Below are 17,999 nucleotides of genomic sequence, written 5' to 3'. Positions count from 1 at the left end.
TTTAGAGCTTGACTCTGCCTAGGCTTAGGGTATAGATAAGCATACGGATATAAGTAAGGCAGCGATTCCAATATTGCAATGACAATATGCAGGAGAGCAAGTATTGTGAGTGGATATAACGCATATATTTTGGAATCTTGGGCGCTGGGATAAGCTCGGATTCCACAAGGGGCATAAGCGGAGCTAGAATCTCGGTCATTTGCGTGGAGTGTAAAGAATCTTGCAAGGATTGTCGCGTAGCCACAGAATGCGATGTAGAGTTGTGTTGAGATTCTGCTATATCCCCCCCCCCGTGCATTCTACTCAAGCGTGATTCTAAGATAATGAGTGCGGCGAGATTTTTGCTCATAGTTTCAGCGATTTTAGGCAAAAGGCTAGAATCTAGCCTTAAAGAATGCAAAGCATTGGCGACATAGGCAAAGCTATCTATCCTACGCTGTTTTTTGCTGGGGGCTTGCATACTTGATTGAGCGTTTAAACAATAAAAATATAAGCGTTTATCAATGCTTGTATAACTTTTGGCAATGGCGACAATCGCTAGGAAAAATAGCATATCATCAGCTACGATGGGTGTGAAGCTAGAATCTGTGAAGCACTTACAAACTTGGCGTAAAAGCGTGGTGTTGTAGCATTTATCCCATAGCGTAAATTTAGGAAACTGCTTGGAATCTAAAAAGAAGTTATAAGCGATTTGCTCGTTATATAAAGGGGCTTTGCTAAAGCGAGTAGGGAGTATATAGCGGATATAATGTGTAAGCTTGGCTAGAAGTGGTGTGTTTGGGTTTGCTGGATAGTGAGCTTTAAAGTGCAAAATATCGGCGTTGTGTAGTGTAGTGTGTCTATGCAGTGCTTCACAGGCTTGTAAATGCAAATAATCATCAGCATCTAAAAATGCGATATAAGAACCTTTTGCGTGTTTGATACCTTGTATGCGTGTTTGGAATGTGCCGAGATTTTTTTCATTATGGATAATGCGGATTCTGCTATCTTTATCCGCATAGCGTTGAGCTATTTTTATAGAATCATCGCTCCCACAATCATCTATGACTAGAATTTCAATGTTGTGTAAGGTTTGATTTATACAGGAATCTAAACAACGAGCGATATAAGATTCCACATTATAAGTGGGGATAATGATAGAGATGAAAGGCTGGGAGATAGATTCCACAAAGATACTCCATTATTTAAGTTTATGGTTTTGAAGTTTTGGGATTCTAGCATAGTTTTTATAACCGCACTTTACCAAAACTGCCGATAAATGCAAGAAGGCGGATAAGATTCTGCCATCTAAAAGCATAACGCAATGAAAGCAGCGTGGATTTTATATAGGGTGGTAAATCAAAGTGTTTATCTAAGCCGTGTTTGTGGAGGATTTGCAGTGAGGTATAAAACTCATTATGGCTAAAGTCCCTGCTCTCTATCATAAGCGTGGAGGCGACTTTGTGGCGGTATTTGGTAAGCAGTGGGGTGTGATTAGGGTATAGAGATAGAAGCTTTTGAGTGATTGAAAGGAGTTTATCAAAATGTTGCTGTTTGAGCGTAAAAGTTTTAGGATCTTTGCGTTTGGTGATTGAGCTTGGATTGTGGCAATAAAAATATAGTGTATCGTTTATGCCAAAATAGCTTGTAGATTCCATACTTGCTACAAGCACAAGCAGCCCATCTTCAAGCATATTAAGCGGTGGTGTGAAAAAATCAAGCTTTTTAAGAGAGGCAAGCAAAATGGAGGTTTTGTAGATTTTGTCGCATAGGCTTTGTGTGTTGTTGCCCCCGCTGAGAAAGAGACGCATTTTATCATCTTTGAGTATGCCATTATGGACAATGGGTTTAATGCGTTTTAGGCTTTTTGGCTCATAAGCAATGGAAAAATGTGCCATATCAACTTTGTGATGGGTGATTGTGTTGTAGGCGATTTCACAAGCTTTAGGCGTAAGAAAATCATCAGGGTCAGCGAACATACAAAACTCCGCTTGAGCGTGGCGTATGCCATTTGCCCTAGCGTGAAAAGTGCCTAGATTTTTTTCATTGTGGATAATGTGGATTCTAGGGTCTTTGTGGGCGTAGTCTTGTGCGATTTGTATAGAATCATCACTTCCGCAGTCATCAACGATGATAATCTCAATATTACGCAAGGTTTGGTGGATACAAGAATCTAAACAACGAGCGATGTAAGATTCTACATTATAGACGGGGATAATGATGGATATAAGTGGGGTTAGGCTGTTTGAATGACCTTTTGAATCTGGGCGGAGATGTTGTGCCATTTTAAGCTTTCCGCCAAAAGAGTAAGGTCGTGGCTAAGGGTATTATAAAGGATTTTATCCTTTGATAAATGTAAAATACAAGAAGCAAGGTCATTGGCATTGGGTTGGCAAATGATGGCACAGAGTTTATCATCTGCCCCCCCCCCCATTGCTATTTGCTAAAATAAATTGCTCTTTTAAGCCGCCGACATCGGTGCAGATTGTAGGCATAGCATTGGCGATTCCCACGGCGGCTACACCACTTTGACTAGCCTCTAAATAGGGCATAATGAGAATATGGGCTTGATTAAAAAGTGTAATAATTTCTTGTTGTGAGAGAAAGGCATCAATAATTTCTATTTTTTTTCTCATAGATTCTTTAAGGTTGCTTGTATCATACTGATAGCTACTTTTTCCAGCAATAATGAGCTTATTAAATGAATCTTCAGGGAGCGTGTTTATAGCCTGTAATAGCAACTCTATGCCCTTATATTTACTCACTCGTCCAAAAAATAGCAAAGTAGGCTTATGCGTGAAAGATTTTGGCTTAGTATGCAGACCATCAAAGGCAAAAATGCCGTGGGGTATGATGGATATATGTTTATTTTGTAAAAGTTTTGGGGATACAAGGGACTTGACATAATAGGTAAGAAAGATGATGTGTGTAGAGTGCTTGATACACGCATTGATGAGAGTTTGTTGCAAGGGCAGCTCATCGCCTAAATGCACGATTCCATCGTGCTCTGTAAGCACAACAGGCTTATTATGAAGTCTAAAAGCAAGGATAAAGGCAAGATTCCAAAAATGAAAATGTGGCAGATAGAGCACATCATACCGCCTTGCGATGAAACAAAGTTTGATAAATATAAGGGGCAGGATAAAAAGGGAGTTGAGTGCAAATGTGAGCTTGTTGGTGTAGGTTATCATTGTTTTGGCGTGGGGGATTTTGCTTTCAATATTCACATATTTGCTTTGATATATGGTGTAGGGTAGGCTAAAATGTTTTAATATAGAAATAGTGTAATGCTCAAATCCTCCGCCCTTGCGTGTCAAGGAAGCTACAAGGACTTTTTTTGGCAAGTTATTTTGTGTGCTGTTTTGCGTTATAGACACTTTGAATCCTTAAGGCTAATTCTTTTGGTAGGATAGATTTTATACTAAATTTGATAACCATAGAGAGATATTTCAAGCAAAAGGGCAGAAGGTAAAAAATGTTGTATCTAGCAATAATGCGGACTTCTTCTTTGAAATACTGCCAACTTGGCTTTGATGAAAGCCCATAGGCGTCATATATGCTTACAATCATATCAATATAGCAAAATCGCTGCCCTTTGTTATAAATGCTTGTGAAAAAGGCGTTATCAGCACAAATTTTAAAGCTTGTATCAAAGTGATATTGTTGAAGCAATGAAGTTTTGACAAACACGCTTTGATGACAAAAGGGCATACGATAAGCGGGATTGCTTTTTATGCGTGGAATCTTGCTATGGTTTTGACTTAAGCAAAACATTGTATTTCCGTAAATGGCACTTATATTGTGGGCTTGATTTTCTTTCATCTATGTCCCTATGGTTTCTAATTTGTGGGTTGTGATTGTAGCAAATCTCACTTAAAATAAGTCTTATTGAATATTTGCTTGTGGGGAATGTGTTTGCTAAAGGTGTTGTTTGATATGTTCTAGCTTGGTTTTACAATATTTTAAGATGCTTTTAGCTTGTATTTTAAGATGCTTTTAGCTTGTTTAAAGATAGCTAAAATTGCCATATAGCGTTTGTAATTTTGCTCTTCAAAAAGTCGCAAACAAGCCCTGCCTCTTCTAAAACTTTTCTCATAAGACTGATTAAAAATGTGTAGTAAGAAATCTTGCAGTTTGCTTTCAAAATACTCAATATGATTTGGATCTAAAAATAATGGCTCTTTGAGTATGGCAAGTTGAGTATTTGTATCAGATTCTATGGTTTTAATATGGGCGATTAGAGATTCTATGGTAGGGAAATTATGTGCATTAATAATGGCTTTTTTGTTTATACCCCCCCCCCATTACATATCTCTTTGTCTGCTTGTGTATCTCCCCAATAGATAGGGATAGTCTGTGCAGCAGCGGCTTGGATAAGCTTTTCGGTCACATATCCGGGCGTGGAAGAGTTTTCAAAACAAAGTGAAAATCTACATTCACTTTGAAAGGCGAATTTATCAGCAATGGGGCTACCGATATTATTCAAATATTTGCCGCCAGAATCTACCTTTTTAAACGCAGATAATGCACGGAATACCGATTCTCGCACAGGATCGGCATTGCCATTGCTGACTATGAAGTTACAAAATCGTGTTTTGCTCTGCAAAATTGATAGGTCTATATTGTTGTGTTTATTCATTGCTTTTGCCGTATCTTGCTCGTAGAAAAGATAAAGTGGATAGCGTAAATACCGATCTAGGAAGCTGATATGATCAAAGCCTATGGCATAGTCGCAGATATTGAAATTTGGTGTAATGTTTTCGCCTGTATAGAAAATCCGCACACAATCATACTTGATATGCTCGCTGCCAAAGACGGAATAAAATAGATATTGCGGATTTTTCTTTTCAAAGGTAATGATAAAGTGCTTTTGTAGGATATAGCAGATTTTTTGTTGAATGCCTTGCATATCCCCAAAGTCAGTAAAGTGGATATGGATATGTTTTTTTATGTCTTGCATTTTTATCCTTTTTAAGTGCTAGTTTGTCTTTTTACCAAGCAAGATTCTAGCTTGGCTACGGAGATTGGCTGGAATGGCATTGCGAATACATACGCGTGGGATTACCCAAAACATATATTTGAGTGCGTGAAATATGGGAAACAAGCAGTTGTATTTATAGCCGATTTGGCAGTCTTCTTTAAACATTTGCCACGATAGACTTGAGCTTATGCCTTCAACATTGAAGCTTGAGACAGTAAGGGGGATATAAATGAAGTTTGCTCCATTATTATAGGCTTTGGCAAAAAAGTCAGAATCCCCTGCGATTTTAAAGCTTGTGTCATAATGATAGCTTTGCATAAGAGAAGTGGCGATAAAGGCAGATTGGTGAATAAAGCGATGATGATATTTGTGGGGCTTTGTGGAGGCGTAGAGAATCTTAGAATGTTTTTTATCATAGATAATTTGTGTATCGCCATAGATGATAAAGTTAGCAAAATTATGATGAGCTGCCCCCCCCCCCGTGCATTACAAAGAAGCGTGTGAAAAGCTCAAGTATCGTGTGGGAATTATAAAACCTATCCCCACAATTCATAAAGTTACACCACTCTCCAGTGGCGAGATCTATGCCTTTATTCATCGCATCATAGATTCCACTATCAGCCTCACTTAGGAATTTAAAGCAAAGCCCCTTTTCTTTATGTGTGGCTTCAAGGTAGATTCTATCCTTTTGCTCTTCACATTTTTTAGAATCCACAACCGCATTTGAAGCGATATATTCCATAATCTTTTCTCTCGTGCCATCACTACTTGCCCCATCAATGATAATATATTCTATATGCGGATAGTCCTGTCCCACCACAGAATCCATTGTTTCTACAATATGGGCTATATCATTATAAACAACCGTAACAACAGAGATGAGCGGGAGCTGCATTAATCTAGTCTCCATTGTAAAATCTTATCGGCAAAAAGCGGCACAATATCGCCCATATTATCAAGGGGAATGTTAATGTTGCTTGGCACCTTGCTAGATTCTCTTACTAGCTTAACGCTTTTTTGCGGAATATTTTTAGAATCCAGCCCATAAATCTCAAATGCCCTATCGCTCACAAAGGCTTGGAGATTTTCTAGTTTATTATGTTCTTCAAAGAGTTGAGCTAAAGCAGGGAGTAAAACAGGGGCGGAGAAAATCCCTGCTGCCCCTTTGGAGCTAAGCTTGACAGATTCTAAATGTGGGGCAGAATCCGAGCCAAAGCTTATTTTGGGGTGGGCATTTAGGGCAGAATGCAACAGGGCTTGCTGGTCTTTTTTGGTTTTTAGCATAGGTTTGCAAAAATGATGTGGATTAAGCATACCCCCGCAGACATCGTCCAAATTCATACTGATATGGTGCAAAGTCAGCGTAGCGTAAAGATTTTCATAAGATTCTATGGCTTCAAGTGAGCGTCTATCGCTCATATGCTCTATAATAATGCGGAGTTTGGGGAAGCTTGTAGCGATGTGCTTAAAGACTTCCAAAAACTCAAACTCCCTATCCATACAAAAGCCATTGCTCTCCCCGTGGATAGATAGGATAAAGCCTAGCTTTTCAGCCAAAGCAAAAATCTCTAGCGTTTTATTGTCTAAAATCTCACTCACACCATTTTCACTGCCTGTGGTCGCCCCCTTAGGATAAAGCTTTAAGATTCTAATGCCATTAGCTTGTGCTTTTTCTAGCTCATCTTTATCTAAACTTTGTGTAAGGTAAATACTCATAAGCGGTGTGAAGTCCTTGCAGTTAGATTTTGTGCTAGATTCTAGAATCTGCTTTTTATACTCAAGGGCAAGGGCGGTTGTGGTAATGGGCGTTTTGAGATTTGGCATAGCAAGGGCGGCACTAAAGGCCTTAGCAGTGAAAGGTAGCACAGAATCTAGCATAGCCCCTTCTCGCAAATGCAGGTGCATATCAAGTGGATTTTGGATATGAAGCGTCATTTTGTGCCTTTATTGTGAATCTTGGACTTTTTTAAGCAAAGTAAGCAGATGATTTTTATAGCTTTCACACTCATTTTGACTTGTCGCTTCAAAGCGTGTAACAAGCACAGGTGTGGTATTGCTCGCTCGTATCAAGCCCCAGCCATTATCAAATATCACACGCAATCCATCAATATCAATAATGTCTTTTATGTGCGGAAAGTCGCTTGGCGGAGACTGCAAGGCGGATTTTAACGCATTAATAAGAGCAAATTTTTGCGTTTCAGTGGTGTGAATCTTCTCTTCATCTGTGCTGTATAAACGCGGTAAGGAGTGCATAAAGCTTTCCATTTCGCTTGGACTATAATGTAAAAATAGCTCTAAAGCTCTTAAAGAGGCATAAATAGCATCATCATAGCCAAAATATCTATCATTAAAAAAGAGATGTCCGCTCATTTCAGCCGCAAGGTGAGCGTTTAGCTCTTTTAATTTAACTTTTAGGTTGCTATGTCCGGTTTTATACATCACCGCCTTACCGATTTTATTAATCTCATCATACATTACTTGAGAGCATTTCACTTCGCCTATGACAATGGGGCTTAGAAAGTGGCGTTTCATATCTTTAGCAAATAAAATGGCAAGCTCATCGCCCTTGTAGTTATAGTGGCTTGTAAGCAATGCTAAGCGGTCTGCATCGCCATCAAAGGCTATGCCTATGGGGAGATTCTCTTCTTTCATCTTTGCTTTTAAATCGTGGAGATTTTCTTCTTCACTTGGGTCTGGGTGGTGATTAGGAAATGTGCCATCTGGCTCAAAAAATAGCGGTGTGTAGCGGATATTAAGATTTTCTAAAATCTGCTCTATGCCTACTCCGCCAACGCCATTACCGCAATCTACCGCGATGGGATAGGGGAAATTTTGAAGCGATGAAAAATGTTGTGTCAAGTAGGCGATATAATGCTCTAAGGCGTTAAGTTTGGTGGGTGCGGAAGTTTTAGAATCTGCTCGGCTTGAATAAGAATCTAAAGTGGCTTGAGATTCTAAGCTTTTTAGCATTGTGGGGAGTTTCGCCCCAAGTGTGCGGATTTGCTCTCCATAAAAAGGAGCTTTGTTTATGGTGATTTTAAAGCCATTGTATTGTGGGGGATTATGCGAGCCTGTAATCATCACAGAGTTTGGACAGGTAATAGAATCTATAGTATTAAAAGCGGCAAAATACGCCACAGGCGTGGGAATAAGCCCTAGATTAAACACTTCAACGCCTACACTCTCAAAGCCTAGGGAAAGCCACTCAAAAAGCTGTGGCGAATGTGTCCTAGCATCGTAACCAATATGCACTTTAGGTGTTAAAGCTGAATCTAAAATATGCTGTCCTAGTAACGCCCCTATGCTAAAAACGACTTGTTGGTTCAAGTCCTTTTCAAAAATGCCGCGAATATCGTATTCTCTAAAAATATGCTGCATATAAATCCTTGCAAGTTGAAAGTATGAAACTAAAACGCGTGGCATTATTGTAGCAAAACTTTGTTACAAATCCCAAAGCAAGTTAAATCAAGTGTGTTTTTGAACCCCACTCAAACCTAACACTATAAAACATAAATAGGGAAGCATTAAGAAACAAACATTTAAGAAAAATTGACTTAGTCATAGAATCTTAAGAAGTTTTAAGATAGAATAGGCGATTTTTGTTAAGGGAATATACAAATTCAACTTCACATTTGCGAGGAAATATGTTTAAAAAAACATTAGAGCAAGTTGTTACATACGAGGCAGGGAAGCCTATAGAACTTGTTGTGCGTGAGTTTGGTATCAAACCAAGCGAGATTATTAAGCTTGGGAGTAATGAAAATCCTTATGGCACATCGCCACGCGTTATAGAAATGATACAACAAAACGCACATAAAGCTTCTTTATACCCTGATGATTCTATGTTTGAGCTAAAAAATGCTTTGGCGTTTAAATTTAGCGTAAAATCTCACAATATTATCATTGGGGCTGGGAGCGATCAAATCTTAGAATTTTGTATGCAGGCACTTAACCACGAGAATGCCTGTGTGCTTATGGCAAAGACAACTTTTGCGATGTATGAAGTGTATGCAAAGATTGCTAATGTGGAGATTTGTAAAACGCCAAGTGATGAGCATAAATTAGAAGAGTTTGAATCTCTATATTGTGCTACACTAGAGCGTGGAAAACGCGTGAGTGCGATATTTTTATGTGTGCCAAATAATCCTTTGGGGGAATGCCTAGATTCAGAATCTGTGGAGCAGTTTATACAAAAAATTAACAAAGATACACTCATTATCATTGATGGGGCGTATCAAGAGTTTGCCGCATATAAGGATAGGGCTAAGGCATTTTGCGTGGATAGACTTATAGAAAAATATGAAAATGTCATTTATCTTGGAACATTTTCAAAAGCCTATGGGTTAGGCGGAATGCGTGTGGGCTATGGGATAGCAGATTCTAAAATTATTGCTATGCTTTATAAAGTCCGCGCTCCTTTTAATATCACAACCTTAAGTTTGCAAGCTGCCATTACTGCCCTGCAAGAGAGCGAGTTTGTAGCTCAATGTGTGGAGCAAAATGCTAAGGAGATGCTAGACTATGAATCTTTTGCTAGAGAGAATGGCTTTAACTTTATCCCATCATACGCAAACTTTATAACCTTATCGCGTGAGGGTGTGGATTCTACGCATTTATGTCAGTGGCTATTGCAAAAAGGGCTAATTATCCGTAATCTTGCTTCCTATGGACTCAATGCGTTTCGTATCACCATTGGCACAAAGAAGCAAAATGAGCGTGTTTTTGAGCTTTTGAAAGCTTATATTGTAAATCATAGTTAGGGGCAATCGTGGATTTAAAACTCATTTTTGAACAAATCAGCAAGGTTTTAAATAAACTTAATAAGAAGCAGCGGATTATTATCCTTACGACATTTGTCGTGATTATTGCATTTTTGACTTATCTTATTTTATTTCGGGTTGAGACAAAAAATGAGTATGAAAACTATGATGTGCTTTTTAGCAACCTTAACCCTGAAGATTCCGCAGCGATTTTACAGCGATTGCAGCAGGATAAGATTCCCTATAAGATTCCACAAGATAATATTATTTTAGTCCCAAAGGATAAGGTCTATGAGCAAAGAATCTCACTTGGCTCACTAGGGCTGCCAAAGACAAGTAAAAATGTGGGCTTTGATATTTTATTAGAAAATAATGTAGGGGAGACGCCCTTTACACAGGATATGAAGTATCTTGTGGCTAAGCAAAATGAGTTGGCAAGGACGATTGAAAGCTTAAAGCCTATTGAAAAGGCGATTGTCAATATTTCTATGCCTAAGGAATCTTTGTTTGTGCAGGGCGGACATCCACCATCGGCGTCTGTAAAAATCACCGTGCAGGATAATATGTTTTTATCCATTGAGCAGGTTGTGGGGATTAAGCACCTTGTGGCAGCAGCAGTTGAGCGACTTACCCCACAGAATGTAAAGATTATTAACCAAGATGGAGAGCTACTTGGCGAAGATGATGAAGCCGCACAGCAATCCGCTCTAGGCAAACAAGCAGCATTCCAAAGAAAGTATCAGCAAAATGCGGAAAACGCAATGGAAGCTAAGATTGTGAAGTTTTTAAAACCAAGTGTGGGTGATGGGGTGGAAGCACAAGTAACAATGGACTTTGATTTTAGTGTGCGTAAGTCTGTGGCTGAAGTGTTTGGACAAAATCCCGTGGTGCGAGGGACACGAGAATATGAAAAAGAACGCAAAGGATTCCGTCCGCCACAAATTGGTGGAGTACCCGGCGTTGTGAGTAATATCGGTCCGGTGCAGGGGCTTAAAGATGATGAGATGATGGAGTGGGAGAAAGAAAGCGAAGTTGTCATTAATAATGAGATTGATAAAACGGTGAGTGATATAAAAGAGCATTTTGGGGTGCTAAAGCGTGTAAGTGCGTCTGTAATGATTGATGGGACATATAAGGAAGCTGTGGGGGAAGATGGGGAGCCACGGCTAGAATACACACCGCGTTCGCAAGAAGAGATGGATAAATTTTTAGAGGGCGTGAAAAAGGCGATTGGCTATAATGAGGCTAGGGGCGATCAGGTTGAGGTGATTAATATGCAGTTTAGAAATTCACTGCTTGATTATCGCCCAAAAGATTCTTGGGAGCTATTCTCTGACAAAGTGGAGCGTTATCTTGGACCATTTATGCCATTGCTTAAGTATGTCATTGTGGCGGTTATTATCTTTATTTTCTACAAGAAAATCGTTGCACCATTTGCCGAGCGTATGCTTGAAGTGCAAGAAGAGGAAGATGATGATATTGAATCTTTAATGCAGATTGATGATGGTGAAGATGATGTCAATAAATTTAGCGAACTACGCAAACGCGTGGAAGACCAGCTTGGGCTTAGCTCGGGCTTTGATGAGGATAGTATCAAGTATGAAGTCTTGCTTGAAAAAATGCGAAATGTCATCGCCGAGCGTCCTCAAGAGATTGGGGCATTATTCCAAACACTCATTAAAGATGAGCTTGATATAACTGAAGGTATCAAGCATTAAATGAAAAAGGAGTAGCTATGGCAATTACACTTAGTCCTAGACAAAGAGCGCAGTATGATGAGCTTTCAATGGCAGAGAAAATCGCCATTTTGCTAGTCCAGCTAGGCGATGAGATTACTTCGGAGATTTTCCATCACCTTGATATTGATGCCATTACAGAAGTCAGTAAGCAAATCGCCCAGCTAAGCGGCACAGATAAGACTATCGGTGCAGCGGTGCTAGAAGAATTTTATGTCATTTTTCAATCAAATCAATACATTAACTCCGGCGGTATGGACTATGCGCGTGATTTATTGATTAAAGCACTTGGACCTGAAGCGGCAAAGGCGATTTTAGATAAACTTGCTAAAACAATGCAGTCCCAAAAGAATTTTGCCTATCTGTCAAAAATCCGCCCACAGCAACTTGCAGACTTTATTATTAACGAACACCCTCAAACTATTGCTCTTATTCTTGCTCATATGGACGCAAGTGGTGCGGCTGAAACGCTAGGGTATTTTTCTGATGATTTGCGCGCAGAAGTGGCTATCCGTATGGCAAACTTAGGGGATATTTCCCCAAGTGTCGTTAAACGCGTCTCTGCTGTGCTTGAAAACAAACTAGAATCTTTGACAAGCTACAAGGTAGAAGTGGGTGGCACACGCTCTGTGGCTGAAATCTTTAACCGCCTTGGACAAAAGGCTGCCAAAGCGACAATCGCACATATTGAGCAGATTGATGAGCAATTAGCTATTGAGATTAAAGAGATGATGTTTACCTTTGAAGACATCTCTAAACTTGATAATAACGCTATTAGAGAGATTCTCAAAATTGCGGATAAAAAGGATCTTACACTTGCACTTAAATCCGCCCCTGATGAGTTGAAACAAAAATTTATGGGGAACATGTCTCAAAGGGCGAGCGAGCAGTTTATGGAAGAGATGCAGTTCCTTGGTGCGGTAAAAGTGCGTGATGTGGAATCTGCACAAAGAAAGGTTGTAGAAGTGGTGCAAACCTTGTCAGAACAAGGTTTAATCCAACTAGGAGAGCAAGACGATGTCATTGCTTAGTCAAGAAAATATTATCGGGCAAGAGGAGCTTAAAAATCATAATATTAAAAAATATGAGTTTAAAAGCATTACAAGTGAGATGTTAGAATCTGGCAAAATCCTAGAGCCAAGCCAAGAGATAAATAAAGAGACAACTAGCGAGATAAATGAAAGTGAGCCTTTAGGTGAGACACAAGCCTCCACAGAGATTCAAAATACAGAATCTACAATGCAGAAAATCGCTACTTTGGAGCAGGAATTAGTAGAGAGATTGTTGCAAAAAACAGATGAGCTATCAAGCTCTCTAGCAAAGCTACAGATTCAGTTTGAAAAACTGCAAGTAGAGAGTGAGCAAAGGGTAGCAAGTGCGAGAGAAGAGGGCTACAAGGACGGCTTTAGAGAGGCTGAAACTAAGGCAAAAGATGAGCTATTTGCCGAGATAAATACGCAGAAAAAATCGCTTGTAGATTCTATTATCACGCTAGAATCCGCCTTAAAGCAGAGCCAAAAGCATTTGGAGGATTTGGAAAAGGAGCTAAGTGCGATTTCTGTGGATATTGCAAAAGAGGTGATTTTGAGCGAAGTGAGTGAAAACTCTCAAAAAATTGCACTTGGTTTAACAAAGGAGTTGTTAAACTCCATAATGGACGCAACAAACATTAAAATCAAAGTCAATCCAAGTGATTATCTCTTCTTAAAAGAGCAGTTGAGTGAAAATACAAAGGTTGAGATTCTATCTGATAGTGCTGTGAGTTTAGGTGGTGTGGTGATTGTAAGTGATAGTGGGAATCTTGATGGCACGATTATGGCACGATACAAGAATTTGAAGCAATCCGTGCTAGAAAATATGCGTGATTGATGGCAAAAGAGACTAGGAAAGATAAATGGAAGTGGTAGCAAATGTATCTAGTGCCAATGTGCCAAGCGAGTTAGATTCAAAAGCATTAGATATATGCTTGGCTAAAGAAGGTGTATTTGACACATTACGCACAATGTCTTCAAATGAGTTGCAGGAAGTGGCAACCTGCATTCGCAAAAGAATCTTAGAAGTGGTGAGCACCAATGGCGGACATTTAAGCTCCACACTTGGAGCGGTAGATTTGATTATAGGAATGCACGCCGTCTTTGATGTGGCAAAGCACCCTTTTATCTTTGATGTGTCTCATCAAGCTTACGCGCATAAGATTCTAACCGGGCGTTTTAGTGAGTTTGCCACACTTCGGCAGTATGGGGGTATAAGTGGATTTTGCCACCCTAAAGAATCTGCGAGTGATTATTTTATCGCCGGACATAGCTCTACTTCTATTTCTTTGGGCGTTGGGGCGGCTAAGGCTAGGGCGTTACAAAATAATGAATATATGCCTGTGATTATGATAGGCGATGGCTCAATGAGTGCGGGGCTAGTGTATGAAGCACTCAATGAATTAGGCGATAGAAAATACCCAATGGTGATTGTTTTAAATGATAATGAGATGAGTATCGCTAAGCCCATAGGTGCGATAAGCAACTATCTCTCACAGATTCTTACTACTCCGCTGTATCAAAAAACACGCCATAGCATTAAAAAAGTCTTACAAAAAATGCCAGATTCAGCGACTTATTTGGCTAAACGATTTGAAGAATCTTTGAAGCTCATCACGCCCGGGATTTTGTTTGAAGAGCTAGGGCTTGATTATGTAGGTCCCATTGATGGGCATAATATTGAGCTTATTATCAACACATTGCAGAGAGCAAAAGAGATGAAAAAGCCCGTGATTATCCACGCCCAAACGCTTAAGGGCAAGGGGTATGAGATGGCTGAAGGGCATTTTGAGCAGTGGCACGGCGTAGCTCCTTTTGATATAAGCACCGGCTCTGTGATTAAAAAATCCGCTCAAATCGCCCCAACGGCAGTCTTTTCAAAGGCTTTAGAATCTTATTGTAATGATGAATTGGTCGTAGGCATTACCGCAGCTATGCCAAGCGGGACGGGAATGGATAGGTTGATTGAAAAATATCCGCAAAGATTCTGGGATGTGGCGATTTGTGAGGCTCACGGGGTTACTTCAATGGCGGCAATGGCAAAGGAAGGCTATAAGCCATTTGTGGCGATTTACTCTACTTTTTTGCAGCGTGCGTATGATCAGCTGATACACGATGTTGGAATCTTAGGACTTCCTGTGCGATTTTGCATTGATAGGGCGGGGATTGTGGGTGAAGATGGTGAGACGCATCAAGGACTATTTGACATTGCCTATTTGCGTTCTATCCCAAATTTTGTGCTTTTTGCCCCACGCGATAATGCGAGTTTAGCCCAAGCGGTTGATTTTGCCTATCATTGCGATAATGCCCCTTGTGCCTTTCGCTATCCGCGTTCAAAATTTGTGTTAGAAGATGGCGTGTTTGAATCTAAGGCATTTGAGCTAGGCAAGGCGGAGCTACTCATTCAAGGGGAAAAGGTTCTGCTTATAGGCTATGGGAATGGTGTAGGCAGAGCGTATTATGTGCGAGAATCTTTGCGTAAATCTGGGCTAAATCCTACCTTGCTTGATTTGCGTTTTGTAAAGCCCCTTGACAAAGAGAGGCTTAAAATTTTGTGTCAAAGCCATACGCATATTTGCGTGTTGAGTGATAGCTATGCTATGGGCGGTGTGGGGAGTGCTTTGCTTGAGTTTATGGCAGAAGAAAATCTGCTTGGTGTGGCATTTAAAAGCTTTGAAATACAAGATAGCTTTATTCCGCACGGCAATAGTGGTATTGTAGAATCTGCCCTTGGGCTAGAAACGCAAAGCCTAGCAGATTCTATTAAACAATGGGTTGGCGTATAGTTTTAGGCAATTATGGGTGATTTTAGAAAAGTTTAAAGAATAATCAAGTAAAATCCCCACCTTGTTTTTAGGTTTAAGCCTAATAAACGCTTGCGGGAATGGCGAAATTGGCAGACGCACCAGACTTAGGATCTGGCGCCGCAAGGCGTGGAGGTTCAAGTCCTCTTTCCCGCACCACTTCTTTTTTATTTCCCCAAATCTTTTTGTTTATATGTCGTTTTAAGTCTTAGTTTGTTACAATCGCATTCTTAAAAATTTTCAAGGGTCTTCATAATGGATACAGCTCAATCTCAAAATATTGAACGCAAAAAAATTTATAATCCAGAATCTAAAGAGAGCGTAAAAGATCGCAAGATTTTTGGAGGGAATCCTACAAGTATGTTTGATTTGAATAAAATCAAATATCAGTGGGCTTATAATCTTTGGAAAACAATGCTTGCAAACACTTGGTTTCCAGAAGAAGTCAATCTTAATGGCGATAAGCGTGATTATGCCGATGGGCTAACTGCCCAAGAAAAGGCGGGGTATGATAGGGCATTAGCACAGCTTATTTTTATGGATTCCTTACAGACAAATAATCTTATTGATAATGTTAATCCCTACATCACAAGCCCGGAGATTAATCTTATCCTTGTGCGTCAGGCTTTTGAAGAGGCATTGCATTCACAAAGTTATGCGGTTATGGTGGAATCTATCTCGGCAAATACAGATGAGATTTATGAGATGTGGCGTGTGGATATGCAGCTAAGAAGCAAAAACGACCATATAGCCAATGTGTATATTGAGCTTGGCAAACAACCGACGGAGCAGAATCTGCTTAAAGCTCTCTTTGCTAATCAAATTTTAGAGGGCATATATTTTTATAGTGGATTCTCATATTTTTATACACTTGCACGCAGTGGTAAAATGCTAGGCTCTGCTCAAATGATACGCTTTATCCAGCGAGATGAGGTAACGCATTTGCTTGTATTTCAACAAATGATAAATGCCTTAAGAAAGGAGCAGCCCCATCTTTTTACTCCTTCGCTTGAAGAAGAAGTGATAGCGATGTTTCAAAAGGCGGTGGAAATAGAATCTGCGTGGGGAGAATATATCACACAAGGGCAGATTCTAGGGCTGACTGCAGATATTATACGAGAGTATATTCAATACCTTGCAGATACGCGTTTAAGGGCGGTAGGGCTAAGGGAGATTTATCATTCAAAAAATCCTATTAAGTGGGTTGAGCAGTTTGCAAGCTTTAATGACCAAAAAACAAATTTCTTTGAAGCTAAGGTTACAAATTATTCAAAAGGGAGTATTAATTTTGATGATTTCTAAAAAACTTTATTGTATGCAGATAAAGACGGGGCAGGATTTTGCTAGGAATTTGAAACAGGTGGAGGATTTTGTCGCACAATGTGGTAAAGATGCCATTATTTGCACGCCTGAGGTGGTGCTAAGTGGCTTTGCCTATCAGCGTATGGAAGAAGCAAGTGAGTTTTCTAAACTCGCCACAGAGCGACTTTTAGAGTGTAGTGCAAAGTATAAAAATACGCTTATTACCACAATGATTGAAAAGAAAAATAAAAAGTTTTTTAATAATCTTAAAGTGTTTCACAAAGGCGAGGTGATTCACAAGCAGAGTAAAAATAAGCTCTTTTTGCTCGGTGATGAGCAGTTGCATTTTCAGGCAGGGGATAAAGATGAGATTGGCTTTTTTGAGATAGATGGGCTAAGATGTGCGGCGCTCATTTGCTTTGAGTTGCGTTTTGTGGAGTTGTGGGAGCAAATTAAGGGAGCGGATATTATTTTTGTAAGCGCACAATGGGGCAAGGCAAGAAAAAATCACTTTGAGATTCTGTCCCAAGCCCTTGCCGTGGCAAATCAAGCCTTTGTGGTGGCTAGTAATAGTGCTAATGATACTATGGCAAAGGGAAGCTCAATCATCACGCCTTATGGCGTTGTATATAAAAATGATAAGAAAAATTATATTGCCCAAGTGGTGGATATAAATGAAACTTCGCGTATGAGAAAATATCTCAATACAGGCATACAAATTAATGTATAAAAGCATAAGCAGGGCAGTATGTAAGGAAAGCGTGTAGGGACTATGTATAGAAAACTAGCAAAAAAAATGTGTGATGAGATACAAGCAAAACTCCCATTATCACCAAAAGTTGTTGAAGCCCTAAGTAGCGTCAATCGTGAAGTATTTGTCCCCCCTGCTTTTGCTCATCTCTCTTATGAGATTAATGCTTTGCCGATGGTAGATTCACAATGGATTAGCTCACCTTTGACCGTGGCTCAAATGACGGAATATCTCTCTCCAAATGGTGGAGATTCTGTGCTGGAGATTGGCTGTGGGAGTGGGTATCAAGCAATGGTATTATCAAAAATGTTTCGCAGGGTTTTTAGCATTGAACGCATTGATAAGCTTTTAAGTGAAGCAAGGGAGCGTTTTAGGGCGTTACAAGTGCATAATATCTTTGTTAAACTCGATGATGGGCAAAAGGGCTGGGCGGAATATGCCCCTTTTGATGCAATATTGTTTTCGGCGTGTGCGAGAGAGATTCCACAAGGGATTGTGAATCAGCTTGAAGATGGTGGAACTATTGTCGCGCCTATGCTTGATGGGGGACGACAGATTATCAAGCGATTTAGAAAAACTAAGGGGGTTTTAGATAGGGGGGAGAGTCTTGGGGAGTGCTTATTTGTTGATGTGCAAAATGGCGTCGTAAGATAGA

The 17,999-nt window shown here is 39.9% G+C and carries 18 protein-coding genes and 1 tRNA gene; 9 read left to right on the top strand and 10 right to left on the bottom strand.

Annotated features, from left to right (window positions below):
• Position 1 precedes the first annotated feature (1 nt).
• From LS74_RS11710 to LS74_RS04780, 10 genes are all read right to left on the bottom strand, one after another.
• Complete coding sequence (locus LS74_RS11710) at positions 2–1,168, bottom strand: glycosyltransferase family 2 protein (RefSeq protein WP_052086410.1); 1,167 nt, start codon at positions 1,166–1,168, stop codon at positions 2–4.
• A 58-nt stretch (positions 1,169–1,226) separates the two neighbouring features.
• Positions 1,227–2,264, bottom strand: coding sequence for a glycosyltransferase family 2 protein (locus tag LS74_RS04815; protein WP_034587257.1), 1,038 nt, complete (start codon positions 2,262–2,264; stop codon positions 1,227–1,229).
• Positions 2,216–2,413 (bottom strand): hypothetical protein, encoded by a 198-nt coding sequence (locus LS74_RS04810; protein ID WP_138128858.1) that lies wholly within the window; start codon positions 2,411–2,413, stop codon positions 2,216–2,218. The genes LS74_RS04815 and LS74_RS04810 overlap by 49 nt, the downstream gene beginning before the upstream one ends.
• Positions 2,394–3,356, bottom strand: coding sequence for a glycosyltransferase family 4 protein (locus LS74_RS04805; RefSeq protein ID WP_236096808.1), 963 nt, complete (start codon positions 3,354–3,356; stop codon positions 2,394–2,396). Before LS74_RS04805 ends, LS74_RS04810 begins: the two co-directional genes overlap by 20 nt.
• Positions 3,325–3,801: a glycosyltransferase family protein gene (locus LS74_RS04800; protein ID WP_034585131.1), complete on the bottom strand. Its 477-nt coding sequence runs from the start codon at positions 3,799–3,801 to the stop codon at positions 3,325–3,327. The genes LS74_RS04805 and LS74_RS04800 overlap by 32 nt, the downstream gene beginning before the upstream one ends.
• Before the next feature lie 466 nt (positions 3,802–4,267).
• On the bottom strand, positions 4,268–4,939 hold the full coding sequence (locus tag LS74_RS04795; RefSeq protein WP_052086353.1) for a glycosyltransferase family 10 domain-containing protein: 672 nt from the start codon (positions 4,937–4,939) through the stop codon (positions 4,268–4,270).
• A gap of 18 nt (positions 4,940–4,957) precedes the next feature.
• Positions 4,958–5,278 (bottom strand): glycosyltransferase family protein, encoded by a 321-nt coding sequence (locus LS74_RS11270; RefSeq protein ID WP_236096807.1) that lies wholly within the window; start codon positions 5,276–5,278, stop codon positions 4,958–4,960.
• 139 nt (positions 5,279–5,417) lie between these two features.
• Positions 5,418–5,855 carry a glycosyltransferase gene (locus LS74_RS11265; protein WP_236096806.1) on the bottom strand — a complete coding sequence of 146 codons (438 nt, stop codon included), beginning with the start codon at positions 5,853–5,855 and terminating at the stop codon, positions 5,418–5,420.
• Positions 5,855–6,895: a dihydroorotase gene (gene pyrC, locus LS74_RS04785; protein WP_034585128.1), complete on the bottom strand. Its 1,041-nt coding sequence runs from the start codon at positions 6,893–6,895 to the stop codon at positions 5,855–5,857. The genes LS74_RS11265 and pyrC overlap by 1 nt, the downstream gene beginning before the upstream one ends.
• Positions 6,896–6,904: 9 nt before the next feature.
• Positions 6,905–8,338, bottom strand: a complete 1,434-nt coding sequence (locus LS74_RS04780; RefSeq protein ID WP_138128856.1) for a phosphomannomutase/phosphoglucomutase — start codon at positions 8,336–8,338, stop codon at positions 6,905–6,907.
• Positions 8,339–8,604: 266 nt separating this feature from the next.
• Here LS74_RS04780 and hisC point away from each other — a divergent pair, with 266 nt between their 5' ends.
• The 9 genes from hisC to LS74_RS04735 all read left to right on the top strand — a co-directional run bounded on the left by hisC (position 8,605) and on the right by LS74_RS04735 (position 17,998).
• Positions 8,605–9,720, top strand: a complete 1,116-nt coding sequence (gene hisC, locus LS74_RS04775; protein WP_034585139.1) for a histidinol-phosphate transaminase — start codon at positions 8,605–8,607, stop codon at positions 9,718–9,720.
• 8 nt (positions 9,721–9,728) lie between these two features.
• The gene (gene fliF / locus LS74_RS04770; protein ID WP_034585125.1) at positions 9,729–11,438 is read left to right on the top strand and encodes a flagellar basal-body MS-ring/collar protein FliF; all 1,710 of its coding nucleotides are present in this window, start codon (positions 9,729–9,731) and stop codon (positions 11,436–11,438) included.
• A gap of 17 nt (positions 11,439–11,455) precedes the next feature.
• Complete coding sequence (fliG, locus tag LS74_RS04765; protein WP_034585122.1) at positions 11,456–12,487, top strand: flagellar motor switch protein FliG; 1,032 nt, start codon at positions 11,456–11,458, stop codon at positions 12,485–12,487.
• Positions 12,474–13,325 carry a flagellar assembly protein FliH gene (gene fliH, locus LS74_RS04760; protein WP_034585119.1) on the top strand — a complete coding sequence of 284 codons (852 nt, stop codon included), beginning with the start codon at positions 12,474–12,476 and terminating at the stop codon, positions 13,323–13,325. The genes fliG and fliH overlap by 14 nt, the downstream gene beginning before the upstream one ends.
• A gap of 25 nt (positions 13,326–13,350) precedes the next feature.
• Positions 13,351–15,273, top strand: coding sequence for a 1-deoxy-D-xylulose-5-phosphate synthase (dxs, locus tag LS74_RS04755; protein WP_034585116.1), 1,923 nt, complete (start codon positions 13,351–13,353; stop codon positions 15,271–15,273).
• A gap of 92 nt (positions 15,274–15,365) precedes the next feature.
• Positions 15,366–15,450 (top strand) — tRNA-Leu (locus tag LS74_RS04750).
• 96 nt (positions 15,451–15,546) lie between these two features.
• The gene (locus LS74_RS04745; RefSeq protein ID WP_034585114.1) at positions 15,547–16,593 is read left to right on the top strand and encodes a ribonucleotide-diphosphate reductase subunit beta; all 1,047 of its coding nucleotides are present in this window, start codon (positions 15,547–15,549) and stop codon (positions 16,591–16,593) included.
• Positions 16,583–17,323 carry a carbon-nitrogen hydrolase family protein gene (locus LS74_RS04740; protein ID WP_034585112.1) on the top strand — a complete coding sequence of 247 codons (741 nt, stop codon included), beginning with the start codon at positions 16,583–16,585 and terminating at the stop codon, positions 17,321–17,323. The genes LS74_RS04745 and LS74_RS04740 overlap by 11 nt, the downstream gene beginning before the upstream one ends.
• Before the next feature lie 42 nt (positions 17,324–17,365).
• Positions 17,366–17,998 (top strand): protein-L-isoaspartate(D-aspartate) O-methyltransferase, encoded by a 633-nt coding sequence (locus tag LS74_RS04735; protein WP_034585109.1) that lies wholly within the window; start codon positions 17,366–17,368, stop codon positions 17,996–17,998.
• Position 17,999 lies beyond the last annotated feature (1 nt).

It is taken from the genome of Helicobacter magdeburgensis, from assembly GCF_000765825.2.
In the GTDB taxonomy this organism is placed as follows: Bacteria; Campylobacterota; Campylobacteria; order Campylobacterales; family Helicobacteraceae; genus Helicobacter_C; species Helicobacter_C magdeburgensis.
This window is presented reverse-complemented; position numbering and strand designations above follow the sequence as displayed.